The sequence below is a fragment of the Symploca atlantica LB2515 genome (genome assembly GCF_052546295.1).
This window is the reverse complement of record NZ_JBQWMT010000001.1, coordinates 4978665-5005395: the sequence shown is the minus strand read 5'-3', so window position 1 is coordinate 5005395 and position 26731 is coordinate 4978665. Positions and strand designations below refer to the sequence as shown.

At 45.4% G+C, this 26731-nt stretch carries 21 protein-coding genes and 1 tRNA gene; 13 read left to right on the top strand and 9 right to left on the bottom strand.

Annotation, left to right across the window (positions count from 1 at the left end; genetic code table 11):
* Positions 1-26 precede the first annotated feature (26 nt).
* From ACT7WV_RS20790 to ACT7WV_RS20760, 7 genes are all read left to right on the top strand, one after another.
* Positions 27-1199: an alpha/beta hydrolase fold domain-containing protein gene (locus tag ACT7WV_RS20790; protein WP_445104721.1), complete on the top strand. Its 1173-nt coding sequence runs from the start codon at positions 27-29 to the stop codon at positions 1197-1199.
* Positions 1200-1557: 358 nt separating this feature from the next.
* Entirely contained in the window at positions 1558-2535 is a 978-nt protein-coding gene (locus ACT7WV_RS20785) for an SDR family NAD(P)-dependent oxidoreductase (protein WP_445104720.1), read from the top strand.
* A 25-nt stretch (positions 2536-2560) separates the two neighbouring features.
* Positions 2561-3385 (top strand): SDR family NAD(P)-dependent oxidoreductase, encoded by an 825-nt coding sequence (locus tag ACT7WV_RS20780; RefSeq protein ID WP_445104719.1) that lies wholly within the window; start codon positions 2561-2563, stop codon positions 3383-3385.
* 19 nt (positions 3386-3404) lie between these two features.
* Positions 3405-4715, top strand: coding sequence for a flavin-containing monooxygenase (locus tag ACT7WV_RS20775; protein ID WP_463424284.1), 1311 nt, complete (start codon positions 3405-3407; stop codon positions 4713-4715).
* A 159-nt stretch (positions 4716-4874) separates the two neighbouring features.
* Positions 4875-7100, top strand: coding sequence for a pentapeptide repeat-containing protein (locus ACT7WV_RS20770; protein ID WP_445104717.1), 2226 nt, complete (start codon positions 4875-4877; stop codon positions 7098-7100).
* Positions 7101-7206: 106 nt separating this feature from the next.
* Positions 7207-7920: a carbonic anhydrase gene (locus ACT7WV_RS20765; protein ID WP_445104716.1), complete on the top strand. Its 714-nt coding sequence runs from the start codon at positions 7207-7209 to the stop codon at positions 7918-7920.
* A gap of 104 nt (positions 7921-8024) precedes the next feature.
* Positions 8025-8498 carry an NUDIX domain-containing protein gene (locus tag ACT7WV_RS20760; protein ID WP_445104715.1) on the top strand — a complete coding sequence of 158 codons (474 nt, stop codon included), beginning with the start codon at positions 8025-8027 and terminating at the stop codon, positions 8496-8498.
* Positions 8499-8934: 436 nt separating this feature from the next.
* Here the strand turns inward: ACT7WV_RS20760 and ACT7WV_RS20755 are convergent, their stop codons facing one another.
* Positions 8935-9927: a ribose-phosphate pyrophosphokinase gene (locus ACT7WV_RS20755; protein WP_445104714.1), complete on the bottom strand. Its 993-nt coding sequence runs from the start codon at positions 9925-9927 to the stop codon at positions 8935-8937.
* Between the two features lie 765 nt (positions 9928-10692).
* Here ACT7WV_RS20755 and ACT7WV_RS20750 point away from each other — a divergent pair.
* Together ACT7WV_RS20750 and bioD are read left to right on the top strand one after the other, a co-directional pair.
* On the top strand, positions 10693-12729 hold the full coding sequence (locus tag ACT7WV_RS20750) for a protein kinase domain-containing protein (RefSeq protein WP_445104713.1): 2037 nt from the start codon (positions 10693-10695) through the stop codon (positions 12727-12729).
* Positions 12730-12736: 7 nt separating this feature from the next.
* The gene (gene bioD, locus ACT7WV_RS20745; protein WP_445104712.1) at positions 12737-13420 is read left to right on the top strand and encodes a dethiobiotin synthase; all 684 of its coding nucleotides are present in this window, start codon (positions 12737-12739) and stop codon (positions 13418-13420) included.
* Between the two features lie 156 nt (positions 13421-13576).
* Here the strand turns inward: bioD and ACT7WV_RS20740 are convergent, their stop codons facing one another.
* The 7 genes from ACT7WV_RS20740 to psbD all read right to left on the bottom strand — a co-directional run bounded on the left by ACT7WV_RS20740 (position 13577) and on the right by psbD (position 22970).
* Complete coding sequence (locus tag ACT7WV_RS20740; protein ID WP_445104711.1) at positions 13577-14050, bottom strand: CAAD domain-containing protein; 474 nt, start codon at positions 14048-14050, stop codon at positions 13577-13579.
* Positions 14051-14756: 706 nt separating this feature from the next.
* Positions 14757-15629 (bottom strand): 6-carboxytetrahydropterin synthase, encoded by an 873-nt coding sequence (locus ACT7WV_RS20735; protein ID WP_445104710.1) that lies wholly within the window; start codon positions 15627-15629, stop codon positions 14757-14759.
* Between the two features lie 221 nt (positions 15630-15850).
* A complete protein-coding gene (locus ACT7WV_RS20730) occupies positions 15851-16558 on the bottom strand; it encodes a J domain-containing protein (protein ID WP_445104709.1) in 708 nt (235 codons plus the stop codon).
* A gap of 371 nt (positions 16559-16929) precedes the next feature.
* Positions 16930-17892, bottom strand: coding sequence for a cysteine synthase A (cysK, locus tag ACT7WV_RS20725; RefSeq protein WP_445104708.1), 963 nt, complete (start codon positions 17890-17892; stop codon positions 16930-16932).
* 392 nt (positions 17893-18284) lie between these two features.
* Entirely contained in the window at positions 18285-18722 is a 438-nt protein-coding gene (locus tag ACT7WV_RS20720; protein ID WP_445104707.1) for an RrF2 family transcriptional regulator, read from the bottom strand.
* A 169-nt stretch (positions 18723-18891) separates the two neighbouring features.
* The gene (locus ACT7WV_RS20715) at positions 18892-20904 is read right to left on the bottom strand and encodes an iron uptake porin (RefSeq protein ID WP_445104706.1); all 2013 of its coding nucleotides are present in this window, start codon (positions 20902-20904) and stop codon (positions 18892-18894) included.
* Positions 20905-21911: 1007 nt separating this feature from the next.
* A complete protein-coding gene (psbD, locus tag ACT7WV_RS20710; RefSeq protein WP_445103812.1) occupies positions 21912-22970 on the bottom strand; it encodes a photosystem II D2 protein (photosystem q(a) protein) in 1059 nt (352 codons plus the stop codon).
* A 302-nt stretch (positions 22971-23272) separates the two neighbouring features.
* On the opposite strand from psbD, the gene ACT7WV_RS20705 reads away from it, so the two are divergent.
* From ACT7WV_RS20705 to ACT7WV_RS20690, 4 genes are all read left to right on the top strand, one after another.
* A complete protein-coding gene (locus ACT7WV_RS20705; protein ID WP_445104705.1) occupies positions 23273-23542 on the top strand; it encodes a hypothetical protein in 270 nt (89 codons plus the stop codon).
* Between the two features lie 18 nt (positions 23543-23560).
* Positions 23561-24238, top strand: a complete 678-nt coding sequence (locus ACT7WV_RS20700) for an energy-coupling factor ABC transporter ATP-binding protein (RefSeq protein WP_445104704.1) — start codon at positions 23561-23563, stop codon at positions 24236-24238.
* A 53-nt stretch (positions 24239-24291) separates the two neighbouring features.
* Complete coding sequence (locus ACT7WV_RS20695; protein WP_445104703.1) at positions 24292-24840, top strand: NYN domain-containing protein; 549 nt, start codon at positions 24292-24294, stop codon at positions 24838-24840.
* 73 nt (positions 24841-24913) lie between these two features.
* Positions 24914-24986: transfer RNA gene (locus ACT7WV_RS20690), tRNA-Glu, on the top strand.
* Positions 24987-25030: 44 nt separating this feature from the next.
* On the opposite strand, the gene ACT7WV_RS20685 is transcribed toward ACT7WV_RS20690, so the two are convergent.
* Entirely contained in the window at positions 25031-26713 is a 1683-nt protein-coding gene (locus ACT7WV_RS20685) for an ABC1 kinase family protein (protein ID WP_445104702.1), read from the bottom strand.
* Positions 26714-26731: the final 18 nt, after the last annotated feature.

Genomic DNA, 26731 nt, shown 5'->3' with positions numbered 1-26731 from the left:
AATTAGTGAACCATTGGAAAAATAATATGTTGATCCCTTTATTGCTAAGTGCGGTAGGATTGTTCCTCAGCCTATGGATTGTAGTTCCAGCTCCGACGTTGTTCTTACTACCTCTGGGAGTGGGTGCGCCAGAAATTAGTCCTTGGTTGGTTTGTCTCAATGCGATTGCACTGATGCTAGTCAGTTTGAGATGGTCTGAAGGTTGGCTGTGCAATGTTACCCTGGTTTGCAGTCTACTGGCTTTGCTCCTGAGTTTGTTGCCGCTTATTCAGTTCTCGACGGCAAATGCAGGAATTGCCAATGAGATGCAGACTGTGCTGGGAGAAGACTACTTGGCAAAAGTTCCTCCATCTGCACAGATGCCAATGCGTTCCCAACCCTTTGTCCTGATAGATGCCTTTCGGGGAATTCCTCTAGAAGAGGTTCGTATCGAGCGAGGTATTGTCTTTGCTAATCCGGATGGGGTGGCACTCAAGCTGAATATTTACCGACCATTATCTACTGGAAAATATCCAACGATTGTCATGATTTACGGTGGCGCTTGGCGAACCGGGACTCCCGATAATGACGAGAAATTCAGTCGCTATATGGCAGCGCGGGGTTATTCAGTAGTAGCGATTGATTACCGCCATGCTCCAGAGTATCGCTTTCCGGCTCAGCTTGAGGATATACAGACGGCTTTGTCCTATATCCAAACCCACGCCGAGGAGTTGGAAGTTGATATTAAGCGCATGGCTTTGCTGGGGCGATCAGCCGGTGCTCAACTAGCAGCGATCGCAGCTTATCAGCCAGATGCAGTCCCGGTTCGGGCAGTGGTGAACTACTACGGTCCTGTTAACCTCACCAATGGCTACTACAACCCGCCCTTTCCGGATCCTATTGATAGTCGTGCTGTTCTGAGGGCATTTTTAGGAGGAACGCCGGAGGAATTGGCAGAGATTTACCGAAAAGCTTCTCCGATTAGTTATGTTAGACCGGATCTTCCGCCTTCTCTACTAGTTTATGCAGGTTGCGATCATTTGGTACAAGCCAAGTTTGGACGCCGACTTTACGAACAGTTGCAAACAACTGAAAATCTTGCTGTTTGGCTAGAAATTCCTTGGGCTGAACATGCTTTTGATGCGGTTTTTAATGGAGTTAGTAATCAGTTGGCGTTGTATTATACAGAACGCTTTTTAGCTTGGGCTTTGCAGTCTTAATGACCATTAATCTAGCCCCTGCTGAAGTTTGAAGGGCAAGAACATCGCCCAAAACCACAATTTACCGATCTCGCGTAAAAAAACTTGATCTCTTGATGAATCACCGTTTTCCACACCATAACTTGAGCCTGAAATTGTTGCCAAGGATGAGGTGCAACCGAAAATAGCATCTAACCTTTTGCCTCGCTTGTCTAGTTCTGCTCACTCTCGGTAGGGCTCCCCAATCAGCGAAAAGCTGATCAGTCTCTGGGGTCAGGATGTTTTTTCCTGGTTGTCAGCCTGGAGAAATTTACATGAGACGATGACCAAAGAAAGCGCGTTCTAAGACCCGAATATCAGATAAATCAAAAGAGCCATTATGAAACACCTAGAGGGCAAAATCACCTTAGTCACAGGTGCAACACGGGGTCTCGGCAAAGGAATTGCCATTGGACTTGGTGAAGCAGGTGCAACGGTATACATTACAGGTCGCACTCTTGAGAGTTCTAATCCAGCAGATGGCATCTCAGGGAGCCTTCAGGATACCCAGTCCGCTGTTGAGGAAGCTGGGGGTGTCTGCATTCCCGTGCAGGTTGATCACAGTGATGATCAGCAAGTGCGTTTGCTCTTTGAGCGCATCCAAGACGAGTACGGACAGCTCGATCTACTGGTTAATAATGTTTACTCAGGGGTACAGGCATTAAGGGACACTAACGGGCAGTCATTTTGGGAGAGTGAACCCAGTTTTTGGGATGCTTGCAATAATGTTGGTCTTCGTAGTCATTATGTGGCAAGTGTGTTTGCGGCTCGCATGATGACCCAGCACCAGCAAGGAATCATTTGCACTCTCTCCTCCTGGGGTGGTCTGTCCTATATTTTTGGTGTACCTTACGGTGTGGGCAAATCCGCATGCGATCGCTTAGCTGCGGAGATGGCAGTTGAACTCAAGCCGCATCATGTCGCCTCACTCTCAATTTGGCCCGGTATTGTCGGTACTGAACATATGTCCCAGTTGGCTGCGCAAATGAGTGAAAGTTCTGCCGCTGAACCACAAAATTCAGCCATCAAGGAGGGTTATAACTGGGAAACTCCTTTACTAACTGGACGGGTAATTGCAGCACTAGCGGCAGATCCAACTGTAATGCAGCGGACAGGTCGGGTGCAGATTGTTGCCGAACTGGCTCAACACTATGGATTAGTAGACCAAGACGGCAATCTCCCTGTCTCTTTACGCTCTCTGCGTTTCCTGCTCCCCTCGGCTTTGCCTAACCTCAGAAAATACCCCTGGCTTGTACCTAATATTAAAGTACCCTGGTCACTCCTACTACTAAAAGCACTCAGCTCGCCTAAAATTTGATTCAAGCGGTATACGGAGCAAAGCTATGACCCAGCTAAGTAAGGCGGTGGTGCTGATTACAGGAGCAGCCGGAGGCTTTGGACAAGAACTCATCAGACAGTTATTGATGGCAGGTAGCCGCCTAATCCTCAGTGATCTGGATAAAAGCGTCCTACACAAATTGGTTGAAGTCATTGAGCAGGAAGTCACGACGGGTGAGGTACTTAGTTGCTTAGCCGCCGATTTATCCTCTCGCGAGGGATGCGAAGCACTGTATCACCAGGTGAAATCACTAGCCATTCCCGTGGACATTTTGATCAATAATGCTGGTATCGGGCTGTTCGGTCGCATGGATGAAGTGCCAGCCGAACAATGGGAACGGTTGATGCAGGTTAACTTAATGGCACCGATGCGGTTAAGTGCGCTATTTGCTGCTGAGATGATTGCTCGCCAAAGGGGACACATTGTCAATATGTCATCCTTAGCCGGGTGGTCGGGATCAGGTGGGATGGCTCACTATGCCGCTAGCAAATTTGGTTTACGGGGGTTTAGTGAAGGACTTTTTAATGAAGTCAAGGCTTATAACGTCAAGGTGACAGCCGTGTATCCGTTTTTCAGCCGCACTCCGATTCTCCAATCACAACGGTATGGGACACTTGCTCAGGGAAACGCGGATCTTCCAAAATACCTGATAACCGATCCTGCAAAAGTTATGGGCGAAACGATTCAAGGTATTGTTCGCGATCAACTGCATGTATTTCCCGATGCGATCGCGAAAAATCTTCATCTCCTCAAGCGATATGCTCCCGGATTATTAGACTGGATGAGCAACACATTAGCCAGGAGTAACAACAGTGGTACAGGTCGGTAACTCTAGTAAAACTCCACGGATGGTTGATACCGCTGACAAACACTTAGTTATCGGGGCGGGTTTTGTGGGATTAGGGATGGCTCAAGCACTTAAAGCTGCTGATATTCCCTATGATCAAGTTGATGCGAGTGATCATATTGGTGGCAATTGGTATCACGGTGTCTACGAAACCGCCCACATCGTCTCATCCCGCAAGATTACTCAGTTTACTCATTTCCCGATGCCAGAGGATTATCCCGACTTCCCCAGCGCTCAGAATATGCGGGATTATCTCAATTCTTTTGCTGATCATTTTGATTTACTTGAGCATATTGAACTCAATCGTACGGTCAATCATGTGCGACCCATCGAAAATAATCTTTGGGAAGTTACCTTCGCCAGTGGGGAACAACGAATCTACAAAGGCGTATTATTGTGCAATGGACATCACTGGTGCAAGCGTTTTCCCAAATTTGAGGGAGAATTCAACGGAGAGATTATCCATTCCAAAGATTACAAACGACCCGATCAGCTTCGTGGCAAACGAGTTCTGGTGATTGGTGGTGGCAACTCAGCCTGTGACATTGCGGCGGAAGCTGCGCGGGTAAGCACTAAGTGTGTTTTGAGTATGCGCGAGTCGATATGGTTCATCCCAAAAACCTTTGCCGGAGTCCCAGTCGCCGATCTGGGCAAATCAAGGATGCCACCGATGCCAGCATGGTTCGGGCGGCTGATGGTTTATGGGATTATACGCCTGACATTTGGTAAGCACTCCGACTATGGTTTACCCAAACCAAACCATCAAATTGGTGATAAGCACCCTACTCTAAACAGTGAAGTACCTTACTACATCAAACACGGTCGTATCATTCCCAAACCTGCTGTGGGTCAGCTTAAGGGCAGGAAAGTAGAATTTATAGATGGCAGTTGTGACGAATTTGACTTAATTGTTTGTGCCACTGGCTATTACGTTGCCTACCCATTCTTACCTCAAGAACTTCAGCGCGTCGAAGGAGCAGTTGTCAAATGCTACAATGGCTCGTTTCTCGATGACTATAGGGGACTCTACTATATAGGTTGGGAACAAGTTAGGGGAGGTGTTGGCTCGTTCATTGCGGCTTATAGCCCACTATTCGTCCGCTATCTCAAACTTCAGGATGAAATTAACGTGCCACTTGGTTTCGTCTTTAAAGAAATGGGACAACAGCTACCGACTAATCATCTGGTCGATCCCCGGAAGATGTTTAAACAATTCCAACTCGCTAGCGCTGCCTTTAGCAGGATTGCCAAAAGAGCTCATCAGGTTGATGCCAAATATCCCAATTTTAGTAACCGCCCACTGCCCAACTGACTTATTCATGGCATCTTTTAAGTAAACCTCAGCCTTAGAAGATAGCATCGGAGACTTTTCCGACATCCTCTTCTAGGGAAAAGGTATGAACTAGGGCAGTTGCCGTCCTCCAAGATCAAAAGTAAGTGTAAACTCTAACTCGTGGATTGAAATTGGAGCATGGCTAGCCCCACTATCAAAAGAGTCAAAAGTCGAGAGGGTAGACGGTCATTGTCGTTACGGGTTCACCTGGCATTGCCATTGGTGACGCGGCGTTGTCTGGCTGTTCTTCTGGAAGCTTCAATAGTTGTAGCTTCGGCACTAGTCCCTTACGGCATCGGTTTATATGCCAATCAGCAGGAAACAGCCCAACCTGTTCCCTTAAACCCAGTACTAGCATCTACCGAGGAAGCGCTCGCCAAAACTCTGGCTTACCCTCTGCGAGGACAAGCTAATCGGTGGGTGGCACCACTGACGAATTTATTCTGGTGTTCAGCAATAGCAATACCAGTGGCAGTGGTAGGTCGGCAGGTGTATCTTCTGGGAAAAACGGGTCAGACTACTGCCAAGCGTTGGTTTGGCGTTCAGGTAGTCACAGTTTATGGAACGCCTCCTGGTTTAGTGCGTGCAGTGTGGCGTGAGGGAGTAGGGCGATCTTTATTACCTAGCGGAACTGCTTATCTGCTCTGGCGCTACACCGGTGCTTTTCCCAACCTAGGTATTTTGTTGGGCATGGCGGGATTTATCTTTTTAGCGGAGAGCGCTTGCTCCGTTTTCCACTCTCGACGCCGTGCCTTGCACGACCAACTCGCAGGAACCTATGTCCTAGATGCTGGTGGAGTTGTCTTGCGCCATGGAGCAGGTTTCCCGCCCTGCCGACCATTACAGACTAATCAGCAGGTAGAACTGGAGGTGGAAAGCCGTTGGGGTGTTCCCGACGAGCAGACAGCTCATCGTCCAAGTCCTGGTCGTAATGTCACAACCATTGTGATCAGCCCAAAGCCCCGGCAAGAGCCTCTCAATTTTTGGCTTTGGATGCGGCGACATCCTGGCTTGACTCTACTAATTGTGTCGTTTGGCAGTATGGCTTGTATACTGGGAACCTTTTTTGGCACCCAAGTTTATATTCAAGGTCAGGCAAATCAGCGGGAATTCAAACAGCAGAAAAATGAGGTATTTCTCGCACTAGTTAGGCAATTAAGCTCTACTTCAGCAACAGCGATAGAAGAGCGACAGGGAGCAATACTCGCACTAGCAAGGCTTGAAGATGACCGTGCTGTTCCTTTACTAGTGGACTTACTGGCTCAGGAAAAGACGCCTAGCTTAATTAATGCCCTGGAGCAGGGCATAGTCAGTAGTGGCTCCAATGCCTTACCAGCTTTGCGACGTCTCAATCAATCCTTAGAAAATGACCAAAAAGTACTACAGCGACGGGGAACAGTTAAAGAGCAGCAGCTAGTGGCTTGGCGTCAACAAGCAACTAACCGGGCGATCGTCAAAATTATTACCATCTACGCCGGTCAGCTCCACTATGCTAATCTAAGTGCGGCTAATCTCGGTCAGTTTAGCATCGGAGCAGCTCAATTTACCCTGATTCTAGATAATCTAGACTTGTCTGGAATCAACTTCCGCTCAGCAAGTTTAAACAACGCTAGTTTAAGAGGAAGCCGCTTCTACGGACCTGGTGAAGATCAACGTTTTGGTACGTTCGATGATTGGATTACCGATTTTAGCGGTGCTGACCTCAAGGAAGTGGACTTAACTGGTGCTATTCTCAACAATGCTGTGATCAATCGCAGCAATTTAATTCGGGCAAGTCTCAACCGAGTCAATTTATCTGGGAGCAGCTTAGTTGGCACTAATCTTAGTAGTGCTCAACTCATAGGAGCAGATTTAAAGGGAGCCATTTTGGAAAACGCTAGCTTGACGGGTGCATATTTGGGAGAGGCAAAATTAGCCCAATCTAATCTGCGTAGTGTTCTTGCGGGCAAGGCTAACGCGATTGGAGCTGATTTTTCCTTTGCTGATTTAACTCAATCGAGCTGGCAGGAGGCAGATCTTTCCGGGGCAAATTTGAGCAATGCCAGACTCCGAGATGCTGATTTAAGTTCAACTAAGCTAGTTGGCGCAAATCTGAGACATGCTCAGTTGCAGAATGCCAAGTTACGTAACTCTAACTTGAGTTCTGCTGACCTACAGGGAGCGAATCTAGCAGGAGCAGATTTGCAGGGAGCCACTTTTGCTAAAACGACTCCTGTCGAGTCAGATCAATTTATTGAGGTGTCTCCCAATGTAGCTTCAGTTGCCCGCATCAAGGGAGTTAATTTTGCTAAAGTCAAAAATTTAGATGCTAAGCAGATCAAATTTATTTGTGTCCAGGGTGGGCGTCATCCTGAATGCCCCTGAAAGGCAGTGTGAAATTCAATAAGTGCCTGGTTTAGCAGTTTTTGGCTAGCTAAAAGTTTTTTAATTGAGCATAAGTTTTAAGTTGTTGTAAGTAAGATAGAGTCCGATGTCAACAAAAAAGCAAAAAAGTTATTTCTCTAGAAGAAATCTGCTGAAGTTAGGTACTGCATTTGTGGGAATAGGTACGCTAGCAGCAAAAATCGGCTCTGACTTGGTTTTTCCAGAACCTGTGGTTGCCCAAAATGACCTGACTCCTGATCAAGCTTTAGAAAAGTTGATGGCAGGGAATCAACGTTTCGTGCAAAAAAAAATCCAAAAACCTAACCAAGATGTTGAACGTCTTAAAGAAGTTGCCCAGGAGCAGTTTCCTTTTGCTTCTATTCTTAGTTGTGCTGATTCCCGGGTGCCACCAGAAATCGTTTTTGACCAAGGACTGGGGGATTTATTTGTAGTTCGTGATGCAGGAAACATTGCGACACCGGAGGAGATTGGAAGTCTTGAATTTGGCACCTTAATCTTAGGCTCAAAGGTCTTAATGGTATTGGGGCATGAATCTTGCGGTGCGGTCAAGGCAGCATTGACAGGTAAACCGGTTCCTGGTCAAATTGGCAGCATAATTTTGGCAATTAAGCCAGCTTTAGCTATGTCGGAAGGAAAAACTGGTGATCGGGTTGATTTGGCAGTTAGAGATAATGTTTTGCTACAAATGGAAAAGTTGAAAGAGTCTCCAGTTATCACTCAATTAATTGAGGAAAACAAACTGAAATTAGTTGGTGGTCGTTACGATTTGGATACTGGAGAAGTGACTATTGTGAGCTAACAACTACTGTTGATTTCATACTTAGCCGATTAGTAATTATTATGGTTGGCATTATCTATCTTTGTTTTACCGGATTGGATTAACAGAAGCGATAGGCAGACAAAATGATTGACGAAACTTGGTACAAGTACACTCCTGGAATTGAGAAAGAAACATCCGCAGGCGGTGTGGTTGCACGCTTAGAGAATGAGCAGATGTACATTGCCCTAATTAAAGAAAATAGAAGAAGTGGCTATGTTTTGCCTAAAGGACGTGTCGAAGCTGGCGAAAGTATTGAACAAGCAGCATGTCGCGAAATTGAGGAAGAAGCTGGTTTCGTTAACTTGCAATTGATTGCTCCCCTAGGAGTGCGGGAGAGATTGGCTTTTTCCAAGCGGACTTGGAAAAAAACCTATTATTTCCTGTTTATTACTGACCAAGTAGAAGGTATCCCAACTGACCCTCTACATGACCAACCACAGTGGTTTTCTCTAGAGCAACTACCTGAGCTATTTTGGCCAGAGCAAAAAGAACTGATTGAAACTAATCGCGATCAGATTAGCAAACTCATTAACAAATCTTTGAGTACATCAGCTTGAATCTATTTTATTGCTACTCTGTGATACTGATTTATCCTCTGAGTAGCAATGCATTAATCAGCTAAATCAGGCTATTCTCTACCTCATTAGGATGTTAAAACGGTCACATTTTCTGAGTGTTTTAAGGGAAGTTGTGCTAACCGCAAGATTCATAATATCGGCTATATTTTCTAACTAATTCTGGAAAAATAATCTACCCAGTTCAATAAATATGAGGGAAGACAAGGACAATCTTGTTATCTTCCCTCAGTAGATTATCTCAATTGGTCTCAAATATTTTTTAGGAGACAGTCATTTGGTACTGACTGTCTCCTAAAAAAAGGATCAGGCTTTGAGCATTTGTTGTTTTTAGCTGACAAGTTTTGCAAGACAAGCTAAGCAGCATTAGTTTTTGTACTTAGTATGTAGCATGTTAGAGGGCTATTGGGGTCAGCTACTAGCGAAACATACTGCTAACTGAAGAGTCTTCATGGATTCGCCAGATGGTTTCCCCTAGTAAGTTAGCTACCGATAGTACCTTAAGCTGTTCAAAGCATCTGTCTTCCGGAACAGGGATAGTGTTAGTGACAATCACCTCTTCAAATAAGCCAGAAGACAGTCTTTCTACAGCAGGCGGCGAAAATACAGCATGAGTAGCACAGGCATATACCTGACGAGCCCCCTCTTGGCGAAGTACTTTAGCACCTGCGGTGATTGTCCCTGCGGTGTCAATCATATCGTCTACCAGCACTGCGGTTTTACCCTCGACATCACCGATGACATTCATTACTTCGGCAACATTGTGTGCTTGTCGTCGCTTATCGATAATGGCTAATGGCGCATCATCAAGCTTTTTAGCAAAAGCACGAGCTCTAGCAACACCGCCGACGTCTGGTGAAACGACAACAATATCCGATAGTTGCTTAGAAGCTAGATAATCTAAGATTACTGGCGAACCGTAGACATGGTCAAAGGGAATATCAAAATAGCCCTGGATTTGGGCTGAGTGTAAATCCATTGCTAATACCCGATTGGCACCTGCCTCAGTAATCAGGTTAGCAACTAGTTTGGCGGTAATTGATTCACGGCCTGCGGTTTTGCGATCTGCCCTAGCATAACCATAGTAGGGAATTACGGCGGTAATTTGCCGCGCTGATGCTCGACGACAAGCATCAATCATGATTAGTAATTCTACTAAGTTAGCGTTTACCGGTGGGCAAGTTGGCTGGATTAAATAAACGTCACAACCACGAATTGATTCTTGAATTTGGATATATAACTCGCCATCGGCAAATTGTTTACGAACCATGGGTCCTAAGTCCATGCCCAGATAACGAGCTACTTCCTTTGCTAGGGGAGTATTAGAAGAACCGGAAAATAGTCGTAGACGATTCCCCTCCGCAAGAGGCGGCAGCGTAGGCTGAAGCGTTAAAGTTCCAGAAAGGCTCACAGCAGACCCTCGAAGCTTGTTTCATCGCAATGTTATCATTCCAGCTTATCAATATTTCTAATAATTTCCTGTAAATTGACTGGAATGATCACACTAACCATTGCTACCACTCACACCGATGATCATTAATCAATCATGAAGATGAAACAAATTCATTACTTTTAATAGTGGTAAAAACACCAAGAAATGATGGTTTACTCAGCTCAAATGCTATTGAAAAAAATCAAAACCCAAGCGTTACTTAAGCTCAACTGCCTTACTTCTCGATGATCACACCTAGGTTTTTAGAAAATTACTTAAACCAGTAAGGGAGTGCTTCTGGTTGTGCGAGCCTAACTTTATCAAGAAAAAATAATTTTTGCAAAGAAAAACAACAAAGTGTTGCTGTTCCCGAAAACTATTGAATAGTGAAGTATGGGAAAATTGACCTCAAGATACTTAATAAACAAAAAACCCGAACTGACAAATGTTTTACCTGTAAGAAGCCCCTAGAAATAATCTCAATCATGAATTGATGTTTTTAAGTAATTAAAACCAAAAAGTAATATATGCTGGTCAAAATCTGAGAGCTAAATTAATTTTAATTAAAATTAAAGTGCTAATGTTAATTTTCTCTGCCCTCAAACAGTAGACGAAATTGCCAAACATAGATCCTTAACTACTTTAAACTGCAAAAGAAGTAAAAACAAACAGCCTGATTCTTAGTGAAATTAAAATTGTTGTAAGCTACCGTTTAGGTGTTTTGTAAAACCGATTTATAAAATTATGGAACCACCAATTGCTTCAGGAACTACTCTGCAAAACCGCTACCACTTGATTAGAGTTCTTGGTCAAGGCGGGTTTAGTCGAACTTATCTTGCAGAAGACTTAAATCGCTTCAATGAACCTTGTACTCTCAAAGAATTAATTCCTGTTCAAACAGATGACTATGCATTAGAGAAGTCGAGAGAACTTTTTGAAAGAGAGTCAACAACTCTGTATCAAATTGAACATCCACAAGTTCCCCAGTTCCGAGCTACTTTTCAACAAGACGGTAGGCTGTTTTTGGTAAGGGAGTATGTGGATGGTAAAACCTATTTTGAACTACTTGTTGAGCGCAAAACTCAGTTTCTGGGCCTACAATCTCAAGGGGCGAATCCGGATATCACTCCCCCAGAACCGTCCTCAGGAGCAACTACCAACTCTGGAATTTTCTCAGAACCTGAAGTCAAGCAGCTATTACAGCAGCTACTACCAGTTTTAGACTACATCCACAGTAAAAATATCATTCACCGGGATATTGCACCAGATAATATTATTCGGCGCAATACGGATGGTCTGCCTATTTTAATTGACTTTGGCGTGGTCAAGGAACTGGCAACTCGTTTACACAATCCCAACATTTCAACACCAGCAACAACTGTCGGTAAGCCTGGTTATGCACCCATCGAGCAAACCCAAAGGGGCAAAGCTTATCCCAGTAGCGATCTCTATTCCTTAGCCGTGACAGGGGTTGTACTGCTGACAGGCAAAGATCCCAGAGAACTTTTTGATAACACTCAACAAACTTGGCACTGGCAGCAGTGGACTAGTGTTAGCGATCACTTCGCCCAAGTGTTAAACCGGATGCTCAATCAAAATCCAGGTGATCGCTATCAATCTGCTATGGAAGTGTTACAAGCGCTGCAACCTTCGGCTGGCGCACCTCAACAGCCAGATCCCAATCACAACCTCTCGCAAGTCGCTACTGTAGCTGTAGGGCGTCCTCCTGAGCCAAATGGTTCTAGTCCCGGAACTCCCCAAAGATCCGCTCCTGCAACTTCTCGACCCACAGATGACTTAAGACGACCTCAACCTTGGCTAGTTCTTGGGATTGGTGCAGCTTTAGTCTTGCTGGTGGGGCTTATTTTGTGGGCATTTCTGGGTAAATCTGGCAGACAAGAAGAAGAAGTCGTTACCCCAACACCCGTCGAGACAACCCCACTAGAACCTATTTCTTCTGGTGGGCGTTTGAATTTGGTAGTTGGTGAACCTCTGTCAAAATCAGGTAGTTTAATAGGAAATTCCAGCGTTAACTATGTGATCCCAGGCAAGCAAGGTCAAGTTCTGAGTGCTTCTCTATTGGGTGATGGGGTAGTGATGAGTGTCCGACAACCAGACCAACAGCCAGTCAATGACCAGGCAATTCAAGTAAATCAATGGAAAGGAACTCTCCCTGTAACTGGTGATTACACAATTCAACTCAATCCAGTTCAGGATGCAGCCAATAATGATTACCAGCTAGACCTTGATTTGACTGAAACGCAGCTCTCGTCACCATCCCCGTTGCCACCATCACCCTTCCCAATACCGGTGTCCCCGTCTCCATCTCCATCTCCATCTCCATCTCCATCTCCATCCCCGTCTCCATCGCCATCGCCATCCCTATCTCCATCTCCATCGCCATCCCCGTCTCCATCTCCGTCTCCATCTCCGTCTCCATCTCCGTCCCCATCGCCATCGCCATCCCCGTCTCCATCAATTGATAGAGAACAGCTTTCTATCCCTCCTGGCGCTTCGGGAGTGACTTTGAATGATAAGACTCGCCCCAACACAGTTAAGCGCTATCTAGTTAGGATTCAAGAGGGTCAGCTACTGAAAGCAGAAATAGTCCGAGGTAGTGTGATTTTAGATGTTCGCTCTCCTAATGGTCGTTTAGTACCAGAAGCATTAGGTGGTCTAGAATACGCTGTACCTAGTAGTGGTGAGTATATGATTGAGGTGAGAACCCCGGAGAGGGAGTCAGACTTTACCCTACGCGTTAGCGTTCGCAATCAAGAGTGATTTAGCCTTGAACGTACTACTAATTACTGGCACGGATACAGCAGTTGGCAAAACAGTTTTGACCTGTGCTCTGGCGGCTTACTGGCAAACTTACCGTTCTCAAGAAACTTTGGGAATTTTTAAGCCTATTCAAACGGGGAGTGGTGATTGTGAACTATATACTCAGCTGTTTGATCTGAACCAAGCTGCGGAAGAAATAACGCCTTTACGGTTTCTGTTGCCAGTAGCACCACCATTAGCAGCAGCTCAAGAAGGCACAGGGGTGGATTTAAAGCTTGCTTGGCAGGCTTTTGAAAACCTGCGGCGGAAACGCCAATGGGTACTAGTCGAAGCACTAGGAGGACTCGGCTCACCCGTAACTGATGAACTTACTGTGGCAGATTTAGCAAGGGATTGGCGGCTACCGGTGGTGTTGGTAGTACCGATAAAACTGGGCGCGATTTCTCAAGCTGTAGCTAATGTTGCTCTAGCGCGCCAGTCAGGAGTCCATCTCAAAGGTATTGTTCTTAACTGTGTCAGACCTTTGTCCGATGAGGAAATTGCTGGTTGGGCACCAATTGAACTTATTCAATCTCTAACTAACGTCCCGGTTTTGGGCACTTTACCCTATTTAGCCGATACAACCGACCTTTCCCAACTAGCTCAAGTTGCTTCAAATCTAGATATGGAACAATTAATGATGGATTTTTGAATGGGGTAGTTCTGTATGACACTAGGTCATTTTGTCCAGAAATCAAAATGCTTCATCATTCTTGCTAACAGTTTCTCATAAATAATGAAAGAGCCAGCGTCACGAGACAACAGCGCTGGCTGAGGCTTGAGCTAGGAGCCAAAAACTATGCGAGGTCTAGCTATTGTGGGACTCTTTGCCTACTACTTGTTTTTTGAGGGCTTCAAACTCAACTGCTAGTTCTTGGCGTGTCTCCACTTTCAGTAAGTAGCGCCAAACAAACCAGCCAGTGTAACCAATACCCACTAGTTCAAAAATTGGTGCCAATAGAGGCACACCATTGATAGCATCAAGTATTGCCAGTGTTACTTTAACGGTGACTACACCTGACAAAAGCAAGGCAATGATAATCAGTGGTCTTTGATACTTTTCAAAGAAAACCGCAGCATAGTCAGGCAGTTTTGACACGAATTCCACCACAGGCTGTACCCATTCTTGCCAGGGTTCGTCTGTTGATGGCTCAGGGGGAGGAAGTTGTGTTATGGCACCGGGCTGGTCAACTCTTACTTCTACTTTTGGTTTTTGGACTTTCTGGGCTTCCTCTTTGGGGGAAATGCTTTCGGTATATTCAGATTTTTGCTCAGATTCCATATTTCTTCCACCTTTACCTTAAATTGGGACATTTGATCATTGGAGCAAGGCAGCTGGAGACAACAACAGACTGACTAACTTTTGCCCATATTACCAAAAGTTCCCTAACGACTTGCTAAAATACAGGACGCCTATTGCAAAAGTTAGGTATATCCTGCTGATGCGCTCTTAGACCTTCACTTTTTACAAAAATAAGTGGCAATCATCCGGAAATGAGGGCATCAATCAATCCTTGATGTTTACCTTGGGAACAATAACACCTGCAGGATGCTATCAATCGGGTCTCAGCTTACCTTAGTCCGCAAGAAAAAATCCTGAGTTCCTTACAGTTATTAATCCAAAAGGCATTAACAGGGAGTAGACAGCTTCATGGTAATTTAATTATTGTATTTATATACAGCCTCCTATAGTAGCGTAAAAATCTCAAAGTCCATCGGAAAGCTTCGCAGACAATTTAATTCCTCGGTCTGATATCGATAGGAGTATAGCCTCGTGCAGACATAGATAAATGACCGCCAATTCTCTCTCAGAAATTGGCGGTCGAAAAGCTCCTTTCCCTAGTTCAGAAGCTCGTGAATGGCTAAGGCTAAAATGCTGGTAGAACCGAAGAATATAGCAAGAACAAAGAATTTTTTGTCAAGATATTTTCATTAGACTTCACTATGCTCGTCTTACCTCTGTTAACCTCGATACTATCCCTAGTAATTTACAGTGGAGTTACCAGCGCTTCCGTTCCCTGCACACTAATCGAGGTTAACGGCAAGTCAGAGCAATAAACCTCGCAGGAATTGTTAGGACTTTCAATCAACTTGACTTTGTAAAGCGCAGCTCCCAACTCTTGAATTGGTTGTTGGAGTAGGTTCCGGATATAAATAGCAATATTCTCAGCAGTAGGAACAATCTGGGCGAAGTAAAGAATATCTTTATTGAGGAAAGTATGGTCTAGTGGCTCAACTACGTAGTCCTCAATTACCTTATTTAAAGCTCCTAAATCTACGAGCATACCTGTGTTCTGGTCAATTGTGCCTTTGACTGTCACCTCAAGATGGTAGTTGTGTCCATGACCATGGGGACGGGCACACTTACCATATATCTCAGTGTTTTTTTCGTAATTGAGGTCAGGACGAGCGAGGCGATGAGCGGCACTAAAGTGAGTACTGATAGTGAGATAAGCTTCCATGCCATTTCCTTGATAGTCAGCCCAAAGTTCTGGATGTTCAAACAGTTGAATGTTTACCAGTGGTAGGTAAGGAGCCAATCGCTGCCAAATTACCCGGGCAATGTTTTCTGTAGTAGGTAGAGTTTGTTGAAATTCTGACCAGACATCATTGAGATAGGCGTAGTCCAGTTGACTGGTGACTTCCCCTTTAATCACCTTTTTTACTTCAGACAAGTTTTGCACCATGCCATACTCGTCGAGATCCCCAGCAAGGGAGACAAATAGGACATAGTTATGTCCATGACCAGGAAACCGACTGCCTAAACCAAATTTCTGGAAGTTCTTCTCTTCATCCAACTCTGCTAACCAGTAGCGGTGAGAAGCTGAGAACTTAGCGCGGCGGTTAATGATGCACTTCATTATTCATTGGATTATTAATGTGAACAATCAAAAAAATGTAAAGTTCCGTAAAGCACAATTAATTTCAGGATAAACGAAATGGTGTGGAAATTTCTAGTTCCGACTCCTTGGACTTCCTTCTCGACAAACTTGGCTAGCTGAGACAAAGATTTTTGAACGTTAGGGGTTTGCCGCTGAATAACAGCTCTCCACCATTGTTCAAAAGTATTGCTAAAGCTGATCTAAGCAAAGTCTCTATCTCTGACTGCTTCTTGAGCTTCGTAACGTAGACTGCTAGCAATTCTGAAGAGTTCTTGACCCGTATGTAAGTAGTGGTCGTCGTAGTTAAGTGTAAAAGTTTCTAGCTCTTCTATACCATCTTTTAACTGATTGAGACAGTAGTAGAGGTTAGCCGCAGCACCAGCAACAGTAGCGGGATTCGGTTGAGAACGAAATGCCAACTGAGCTTGATTAACGTAGTAGTGACAATCTTCTAGGTAAGCTTGGAACTCTGCCATGAGTTCGTCATCAAAGGGATCAGCAGATAGTTCATCAAGTTGGCTCTCTAAAGGATTGAGGATACAACTAATTAAATAGTTGACTTGCCGATAAACAGTTTTTAACCAATCATTCAAATGTGCATCGGCGTTTTTTGCCGTTTGTCGATAACGCTGGTAATTTTTCTGAGCAGCGGCTGTTCGCTGTTGTCGATTTGAGCCATCTGTTTGAAAGATTTGTGTTTGTAACTGGCGGTCGTAGGAACGGCGGCGACGAGGGTCACTTAATACTTCATAGGCAGCATTAAGCCGAACAATTTTTTCGGGATCGGAAGTTTCACACTGGCTATCGGGATGAAAGAGTTTGACTAGATGGCGGTAAGCTTTTTTTATTTCTGCCGGGGTGGCTTGAAGGCTGATATTGAGAGTTTCGTAATGATTGGAGTCTGACATGAGAGCGCTCGTAGTCGTATAAACATAGAAAGCTAGCCAGTGGATAAGAAATTTGCCAGTGGCTACTGGTGAGACGAGCATAAACCACTGAACAACTCTAACCTACCGCGCTTTTCTGTTTTCTTTCAGAGTAAAACTTTCGACTAAAAGTACCAGTGAAGTTCTCTTTCTGAGCTACTTTTTATGTTGAGTACACAACCAAATTGGTCGGTCTTTAGCCTGGGGTACTCTCTAGTAGCAGCGCAGCGTCAAAGCCAGAGATTATCGCATCTTGGCAAATCTCCATCTCTAATGCTCACTGAGAGCCTCAAAAGAGACGGGCGCAAAGTTTTTGCGCCCCTGGTTAGTTTTCCAGCAAGCTAATAAGAGAGTTAACTCACAACAGCGGGTATTCGTGGCTCCGGGTCTTGGAAGAGGGGAGTGCTTAAGTAACGTTCTCCAAAGCTGGGCTGAATCATGACTATCAAGCGACCTTCATTTTCCGGGCGTTGAGCCATCTGGATGGCAGCGCACAGAGCTGCACCGCTAGAAATGCCGGAGAGTATGCCTTCTTCCCGTGCCAGACGACGACCGTAAATGATCGATTCTTCGTCAGTGACGGCAATCACTTCATCGAGCAGCTCAACTTTCAGGACTTCGGGAATAAAGCCAGCACCGATGCCCTGAATTTTGTGAGGCCCTGGAGAACCTCCCGAAAGAACGGGACTACTGCTCGGTTCCACAGCGATCACCTGGAAACTCGGTTTCCGGGATTTGATAACTTCAGCGACACCAGTAATGGTTCCACCGGTGCCAATTCCAGCCACGAGAATATCTATTTGTCCTTCAGTGTCTTCCCAGATTTCTTCTGCTGTTGTCTCTCGGTGAATCTGTGGGTTAGCTGGGTTGCGGAACTGTTGCAGCATGTAAGCATTAGGAGTCGTCTCGGTAATCTCCTGAGCGCGACGAATGCAGCCACTCATTCCTTGAATTCCTGGTGTCAGTTCGAGCTGAGCGCCGTAAGCTCTTAACATTGCCCGTCGCTCGGTACTCATGGTATCTGGCATCGTCAAAATTAGCTGATAGCCCTTGGCTGCGGATGCCATTGCTAGAGCAATGCCAGTGTTTCCCGAAGTTGGTTCTACTAATATTGTTTTACCTGGGCTGATCAGTCCTTCCTGCTCAGCTGCATTGATCATGTTGACTCCGATGCGGTCTTTCACCGAAGCGGCAGGGTTCATTCCCTCTAATTTCACCAGGATGCGAGCTAAACAGCCTTCGGCTTGAGGAATACGGTTTAATTGTACTAAAGGTGTCCGACCTACAAGTTGTGTAATATCTTGTGCAATACGCATGACTTGAAAAAGTTATTAGTGGTTAACAAGGGGATTTTAGGATACTTTCGAGCTTCTTGAAGTTTCTAGTTAAAGGCACCACGAGAGGGTTATTTTAATTAAAAGTATGTCGCCTTAAGTAAGTTAGTGACATTAAATAGGCATTGGGTAGCTCCGGAGGACTATGGAGCTACCAGACAACAACTAGAAGAACTTCTGAGTTTCTAGTCCTTAACTCGATGGTTCACCAGCTTTATTTAGGTTAGATTCTCCTAATTAACAGGTGAATGGGCATGATTAAGATGTTAGGTTAAACTTTTTACAACTTGATTCCTATTCAACAAAATTTGAGATTTTCATCGTTTTTTGTTGGTACTTTGGGCTGCTGTTGTCAAGCATTCACTGCTAAAGCCCTAAATGTAGTACATGATGTCCAGTTGCTGTCTAGCCTCCCGCTTCTCGGATAAATCCTGAAGTGTGTATTCTTTTAGGACATCGTTAGCTCGATCCTGGACTTCCTGCCAAATTTCTCCGACTATGGTACTTTCCAGCGTGCCCAAAGTTTTTTCCGTTGGGGAAGCTTTGGAGTCTGAGCCTTCCAGACAGTTGATGACGTCTAAAAGATTAATATTCCAGGGTTCTCGCGCTAAAAGATAACCTCCTTTAGCTCCCCGTTGGCTACGCACTAGCCCTCCGCGTCTCAAAGTTGCCAACAACTGTTCTAGGTATCGGTCAGGAATATTTTGCACAGCCGCAATTTGTCTGATTTGTAGCGGCTCTCCTTGGTTGTAATGACCAGATAGCTCTAGTAAAGCCAGAAGAGCGTATTCTGTCTTGCAGGAAAGTTCCACAGATTCTAATTAATCACTTTTATTTATGGGCAATTACTTACAGTATACCCCGGTTATCCAGTGGGGTTTGCTGATTAAAGCCTACCTATAAGAAAAAACCCCGCTCTCAGGCGGGGAAAACTAATTAGTTAGCAGATTAGGGCTGTTGCTTGAGTGTTAACTCAGTCCTCTAGAAAGTGAAAGTAGTTCTGAGTGTGCCGATAATCGCGTCTTCATCGTCAGTTTCTTCTGGATTAATTAACCAGATGACACCTGGAGTAACGGAAATATTATCTGTCACTTGGTACTTGTAGAAGCCTTCGATGTGAATTGGTGTATTCTCGTTGCGGTAATCCTGACCAGGAACTGTGGCACTTCCCAAGTAAGGGACTGCTCCACCAAAGATACCCAAGACGTTACCTTCTTTTCCTAAATCAGAGAGTGCCAAACCTCCACCGTAGCTCCAGATTTCAGCTCCACCTTGACCAATGAGGATGGCATCAGTGTAAACCCCAAAGCCGCTAATTGAAATGTTGTTGGTCAAACGGAAAGCAGCTTCCACACCGTAAGAATTAGTTACTAGCGGGGTTTCGGGGAGGAGCGGGTTTAAGGCTGAGACAACACTACTCGGATTGTTGGCAAACAAAGAACCTACTATCGGAGCGGCTGGGTTGCCCCCTCTGGCACCACCTGCGTCGAAGATCGCACTACCGCTGTTGTGATAGCCGTGAACAAAGGTTGCACCAATGCCAATCCGGTCACCTAGGTTGAAATTCAACTGTCCGAAGGCAGCATAATCACCGTCAAATAGACCATTTTTGTTGCTAGGATCGGCTGCATCAGGCCCTGCCAGGTAACCAGCGGTTAAGGTACTCGGTCCGAGAATACTGTCTAGAAGACCAACACCCAGGCTGATGGCACCACCAGCACCGCCGCCGATACGATAGATGGGGCTTTCGGAAGCGAAAGTAGAAAGAGCTCCGTTACCACCATCAAAGTCTTCAAAGTAAGGGTTGAGAGTAGGAGCGTAGTCGCTGTGAATACCGCCAGTTGCGGCAATGTAAACCCTTGAAGCGCCAAAGTTAGAGTAGTAGGCCAACCAGTCTACGACGACATCGTTGCCCTCGGAAGCGACAACGTCAAAAGTCTGAACTCCCTGACCACTTTCCCGACCAGGAAATACTCCAGGAAATGGCTCATCAAATGGACTAAATTGCTGAGCATTACCCGCAGCTAGACGAGTGACTAAGCGATCCTGACCAGTGAAGCTAGTGTTGAGGTCTAAGCGAACCCGGTCTTGTAAGACAAACTCATTGTCGTAGTTAAATTCGTTGCTGACGGCAAAAATAGCTTCACCGCTTAACTTGGTGGTAGTAGAAAACTGATGGTCTTCCAAAAACCCGACACGACCTTCTAGGTTATCTACCCGTGTACCGAGAGTAGCTAGTTCTGCTTCAAACTCTTGAATCAGACGTTGCAGAGTTTCTAAGTCCTCGCGGGTGACAGCGCCCTCTTGGGAAATAATTAAACGCTCAATTTGGTTTAAGCAGGAATTTAGACCAGCAGCAAATTCATAGCGTGTCGTCGGCGACTGCCCCCGATAGGTGCCGTCAGGGTACCCCACGATACACTGATAGCGTTCAACGAGACTGCGCAATGCTTCGTAAGCCCAGTCTCCAGGGGATACATCCCTCAGCTGCTCAATATTGGTTACCTGGTTTTGGGAGTTACCACTACCTTCGTTGCTGTAGCGGTTAATTTGGTTCAGAATTTCGCTGTTACCCCCTGTTCCAGGAGTAGCCTGGGCAACAGTTGTTTCTAGCTTTGGTTGGGTAGCAGTTGGGGCTAGTTGATCGGCTTTAAGTGCTTGAGCTTTCAACGGTTGCGCCTCTGGAGCAACCAGCTCTAGCACTCCAATTTCAGCATTCTTTGAAGATAAGTTGCCTTGATTGGCTACTTTGCCAATTACTGTTTCTTCCTGAGCAAGCGGGGTAATTGCTGTAGTTGGTACTGTAACAACTGCCATTGATGATGCTTGGGAAGTAACTCCTTCTCTGAGCTGATTGCCTTCTTCGATAGCAACACCCTCAGTTGCGAGTAAGTTAGCTCCATCGGCAGCACGCACATTTTCTACGGAGACAACCAAGGTTGCACCCAGCAGAGCTGGGCTAATCAACAGAGATTTCCAAACTATTCCAGACATATTTCTCTTCTCCTCACACCTCATTAACTTGATCTCCTCAGAACCTTTGCACAATTAAAGCTAGCTTATGTCTTTTGAGCAATGGTACATGTTTTATTATGTGACACTTACTACACATAGGCTATTTAGGGGCAGCTAAGATGCATATTTCTCTAGCTTGACCAGCAGCTTTAGCTCCTGAGTTCCACTAGGCAAGGGTGGCAATTTTTAGGAGTTTAAATTGTTAAGAGTTCTTTTCGGATTGTTCAACCCCAGAAACCTCTAGAAAAGTTCTTAAAGAACTATCCGCTCTCACGGGAAGTGATCTGGTTAAAACCATCACACTTTATGTGAGAGCGGTCTAGCGGGTCTTCTGATTGAAGCCTGACTGCCGGGAGGATCTCCGAGCCAGCCCAGCAGTACAACTAATATTCTCCGAAGAGAATAAAGCTGACTGCTAGAGAACAGCCCCGGCGCACAGCCGGTCAAATTCAATCAGATGACCCATGATTTTACTACTATCTGACATGGGCATCACCTCCGCGTAACTTTCATGTGTTTTCATTTGTCTTTAAACACTCCTAGTAACCTTGATAAGACTTATCTTTTGCATCAACAGAAACCCTTTTAGGTTAATCCCAAGTAGGTTTGAATCCGTAATACCAAAGCATTTTAATTTCTTGATCTAGGCTTGCTTACCTTAGCGGTAAAGCATTAGGATTGTTGTCTGACATGGCTGCTTTACTCCCATTCCCCATCCCTTAATTTTAGGATAGGTTGGTTGCAGCACTCCCCTAAAGATAACATACGCTCAAAGCTATTTACTGATTTATTGGTGACACTTGAAGCCATCTGTCAAAGAATTTTTTGTTGAGCTGCATCAGAAACCTTTGCGGCAGTTCTCAATTCCGTTCTGAAGGGTTAAGACAGCCGTAGTTTTTCTCCAGACTTTTGCTACAAATTACCCCTACCGTAAGGCAGGGGTAATTAATGGGGTGAAACCCTAGCTAACTGAATTTGATGCTAGCTTACAGAGCGTTACCGCGAGGTAGAACTTCCTCAGGGAACTCAAAACGTTGATGGGGTTGGTCTTGAGGTGCCATCCAAGCTCGGATGCCCTCATTGAGCAGAATGTTCTTGGTGTAGAAGGTCTCAAATTCTGGGTCTTCCGCCGCACGGATTTCCTGGGAGACAAAGTCGTAAGCCCTCAAATTGAGCGCTAAACCAACGATGCCCACCGAACTCATCCACAAGCCGGTTACTGGCACAAACAACATGAAGAAGTGCAACCAGCGCTTGTTGGAGAAGGCAATACCGAAGATTTGTGACCAAAAACGGTTGGCAGTTACCATCGAGTAGGTTTCTTCGGCTTGGGTCGGGTTAAACGCCCGGAAGGTGTTGGCTTTGTCGCCGTCTTCAAACAGGGTGTTTTCCACCGTGGCACCATGAATGGCGCACAGTAGCGCTCCTCCCAAAATTCCGGCAACTCCCATCATGTGGAAGGGGTTGAGTGTCCAGTTGTGGAAGCCTTGCAAAAACAGCAGGAAGCGGAAAATTGCCGCTACTCCGAAGCTGGGAGCAAAGAACCAGCTAGATTGACCCAAGGGGTACATCAAGAAGACGCTGACAAACACCGCAATCGGGCCGGAGAAGGCAATGGCGTTGTAAGGGCGGATGCCTACCAGGCGGGCGATTTCAAACTGACGTAGCATGAAGCCGATCAGTGCGAAGGCACCGTGGAGGGCAACAAAGGCCCACAGACCACCGAGTTGGCACCAGCGGGTGAAGTCTCCCTGGGCTTCTGGTCCCCACAAAAACAGCAGTGAGTGTCCCAAGCTGTCGGGAGGGGTTGAGACGGCAACGGTTAGGAAGTTGCAGCCTTCCAAGTAGGATGAGGCTAATCCGTGAGTGTACCAAGAACTCACGAAGGTGGTGCCGGTCAGCCAGCCGCCAATTGCCAGGTAAGCGCAGGGGAACAGCAGTATACCTGACCAACCGACGAAAACAAAACGGTCACGCTTGAGCCAGTCGTCGAGGGCGTCAAACCATCCTCGGCTGCTGGGCGCGCGTCCTACAGCTATGGTCATAGGGAAGATCTCCAGTTATTTATAATTTCGGAAGAAAGCTAACTCTTTAGCCAACTAGGTTACTCTGCTGAATGAACAGATAGCTAGCCTGGATGAGAGCAAAGTTTACTTTTCTTTACTGTCCTTAAATGTAATGTTATGTGAAAATTTCTCAAATTTCCACCCTTATTTTTCAGAAATATGGATCTACAGCCTCTGGTAAAAGATTCAATCACCTTCAAACCCGCCAATAGACTAGGCTTTTTGTACAATGTGTTTGACAGAAAAATTATACGCAGGAATAGCGTATCTCTTAAAATCGCATGTACACCATTGACTTGACTCTCAAACAAACGCCCATGTCCTTATCCGTTCAAAGGAGTTCGGCAGAAGCGGCAGAAGAAACTTACCAGGAAGTCCTAAAGGCAATGCGCTCATCAGGCGAGGCTCAGTTATTGGAACTCACCTGTGATAAGCAACCTGAGAAGAAAATTGGCGTTCTTAGTGATCAGATTTGTGCTGTTGTGATTTCTCAGAAATCGGGTGCTGCTGGAGCAGGACGTCCACCCGGTTTCTTCGCCATAGCTGAGTAAACAGAGGCATCTGAGGCAATGACCCAGTGGGCTATTAGAGTACGAGATCTTTGCTTCAACTGGTCTCAGGGAACATCAGTTTTACATTCTTGCTCGCTGAATGTTCCCTCAGGTCAGTTTTGGATGCTATTGGGTAGGAATGGCAGTGGCAAGTCCACATTACTAAGACTGCTAGCCAGTCTGTTGCAACCGCAATCGGGAGAAATTCAAATTACTGAGCCCGTAGGCTTCGTTTTTCAGAATCCTGATCATCAGCTAGTAATGCCGACAGTAGGTGCTGACGTCGCTTTTGGGCTGGTGGAGGAAAAGCTTTCTCCTATCCAAGTGCAGGCTAGAGTACAAGAAGCACTAGCGGCTGTTAATTTACTTAATTTACAGCGACGACCAATTTATGCCCTGAGCGGTGGTCAGAAGCAGCGAATTGCTATTGCTGGTGCACTTGCCCGTCAGTGCGAAGTTCTGTTGCTTGATGAGCCCACTGCCTTGCTTGATCCAGATACTCAACAAGATTTAGTTTTGCAAGTGCAAAGCCTAGTTAAAAGTCGGGGCTTGACGGCTCTGTGGGTGACCCACCGCTTTGAAGAATTAGATCATTGTGATGGGGCATTTTTGTTAGAACAAGGTCGGGTGGTTGACCAGGGGGATCCACAAAGACTCAAGCAAAAACTGATGCAAGAGCCAAATGGGACAATGTAAAGTATTGTTGATATAAGTAATTGTCCCCAAAAGAGCAAGATTGGTTTTGAACAATGCCCCCTTCATCACCGCAGGCTACTTTACTGGTTGATGGCTACAATGTCATTGGCACTTGGACTGAGCTCAAAAAGATCCGAGATGTCAGTGGGCTAGATGCAGCTCGCCAAGGTTTGGTAGAAATTTTGATTAACTACAGTGCCTTCGTCGGTTATAAAACTGAGGTTGTCTTTGATGCTCAGTATCAAAACACACGCCTCTACTGTGAAGCCTTAACTAGTCATTTATCGATTTGCTTTACAGCTTTTGGACAGACAGCAGACACTTTCATTGAAAAGTTCTGTGCTTCGTTTCGACACCAACCTAGCTATCGAACTAAGCGGTTGATTGTCGCCACCTCAGACAGAGCTCAGCAATTGACTGTAGTGGGATATGGAGCCGAATGGCTCTCTTCTGAGCAATTAGCCCACGAGGTGGCATCAACTGCTAGTCGAGTTCGCCGTAAACACCGACCCGAAAAACAATCTCGCGCTCGTTTTTTATTCAATTCCCTGGACACACAATCTCAACAACGTCTAGCCAACCTGCGCCATGGCATTAGATAAATTTGAATTTTTCTGATTAGGTAGTTGACACTCCTGGCAAGATTCGCTATCTTTATAAAGGTTCACAAAACAGGCCCCCATCGTCTAGAGGCCTAGGACACCTCCCTTTCACGGAGGCGACAGGGATTCGAATTCCCTTGGGGGTATACTACTAACAAAAGAATAATTTTTAGACTGCTAGTGACTTGCCCTAAAGCCTCTTGTCTAAGTTTTCCCTAATCGCTAAGCTGATTAAAGAGCGCAGCAAAATCACGAACCAAATGGCAGAAAAGGTGAAAGCGGCGCTTGCCCAAGCACTGTGAGTCCCTAAAATTAGAACGGTACCAGATAGCAAGCTAAATCCCGTTAAGCTAGCATAAATAAGGCTTTTGATCGCTAAATGAATCCTTTTTAGTGTGCGATCGCTCTCGACTGAATGCACGCGCACTTGTAGATCGCCCTGTTCAATCCGTGCTTCTAGGCGTTGAATTAGTGTCTCGGTGGCGCTAGGCTGCTGTAATCTGTATTTAATAAAATCTCTAGCTTGCCTTGCCAGTTCTCCCACTATCTGTCGAGGTCTTTGAGAAACAGTTAGGCTCTTAACGAAAGGCTCAGTTGCCGCTAAAAGGTTATATTCTGGGTCTAGGGATCTGGCAATACCGTCGAGAGTGGTTAACGACTTCAAAATAAAAGTCATCTGCGCCGGCAAGCGAAATGGTTGTTGCTCAAACATTAAGTAGATTTCGCTACCCATTTGTTCAAAGGTCTTTAAGTCTATGGGCTTTTCTGTAAATTTCTCTAAAATAAAGGCAACTAAGCGTCTTACCGGTCTCATATCCGCCACGGGTTCAATTAAACCCATGTAGGTTAAGGTATTTACCACCTCATCTGTGTCTTTTTTCAGGACGGCAAAAAATGTCTTAATCATCTGATCTTTGGCAACAGGCTTCACCTCAGCCATCGTGCCAAAATCATAAAAGATTAGACTGCCGTCATGAGTGACTGCCATATTGCCGGGATGGGGGTCAGACTGGAAGAAACCATCCTGTAATAATTGTTTAAGGTAACAACAAATACCGAGCTGAATAATTTCTGCGGTATTGATGCCACAAGCTTCTAGAGTCTGACGATCATCGATTTTGATGCCTGGTAAGTATTCCATCGTCAGGATCTTTTTTGTCGTGTACCGCCAATGGATTTTAGGAACAATAATGCGAGAATGGCCGATAAAATTTTGGCTAAAACGATCAGCATTTTTGCCTTCGTTAATATAATCAATTTCTTGATAGAGTAATTCAAAAAATTCTTGATAAATTGACTCTAAGTTATACTTTCTGACTCCAGACAGCCATCGGTTGCACCAGCGCACCAAACCGTGCAGCACTTCAAAATCTAAATTAATTAGCTTTTCTAATCCTGGGCGTTGCACTTTGACAACAACATCTTCTCCAGTATGCAACCGGGCTTTATGCACTTGCCCTAAGCTAGCAGATGCCAGAGGATAGCGGTCAAAATCACGATACAAAGCATGAATTGAATTACCTAGTTCAGTTTCAATTAAAGCGATCGCTTCATCTGCACTGAATCCTGGTACTCTGTCCTGTAATTCTCCCAATGCCTGTACATACTCTAAAGGCAGTAAATCAGCGCGGGTAGATAATGCCTGCCCAATCTTGATAAAAGCTGGGCCTAAATCCAGCAGTCTTCTAACCAACCACTGGGCGCGGCGATTTCTCTGCTGGGCAGAATTGTGACCCATGAGCTTGTCCCAGGACAAGTAAAGTAGAAATTGGGCTGCCATACCAAAAACGTCGCTTTGGCGCTGTAGTGGGGCATATTTAGAATATCTAGCTCTTTGCCAACGGGGTGGTTTAGGGGCAGCAGTTAAAGCCATACTGTTGTCTATTTTGGT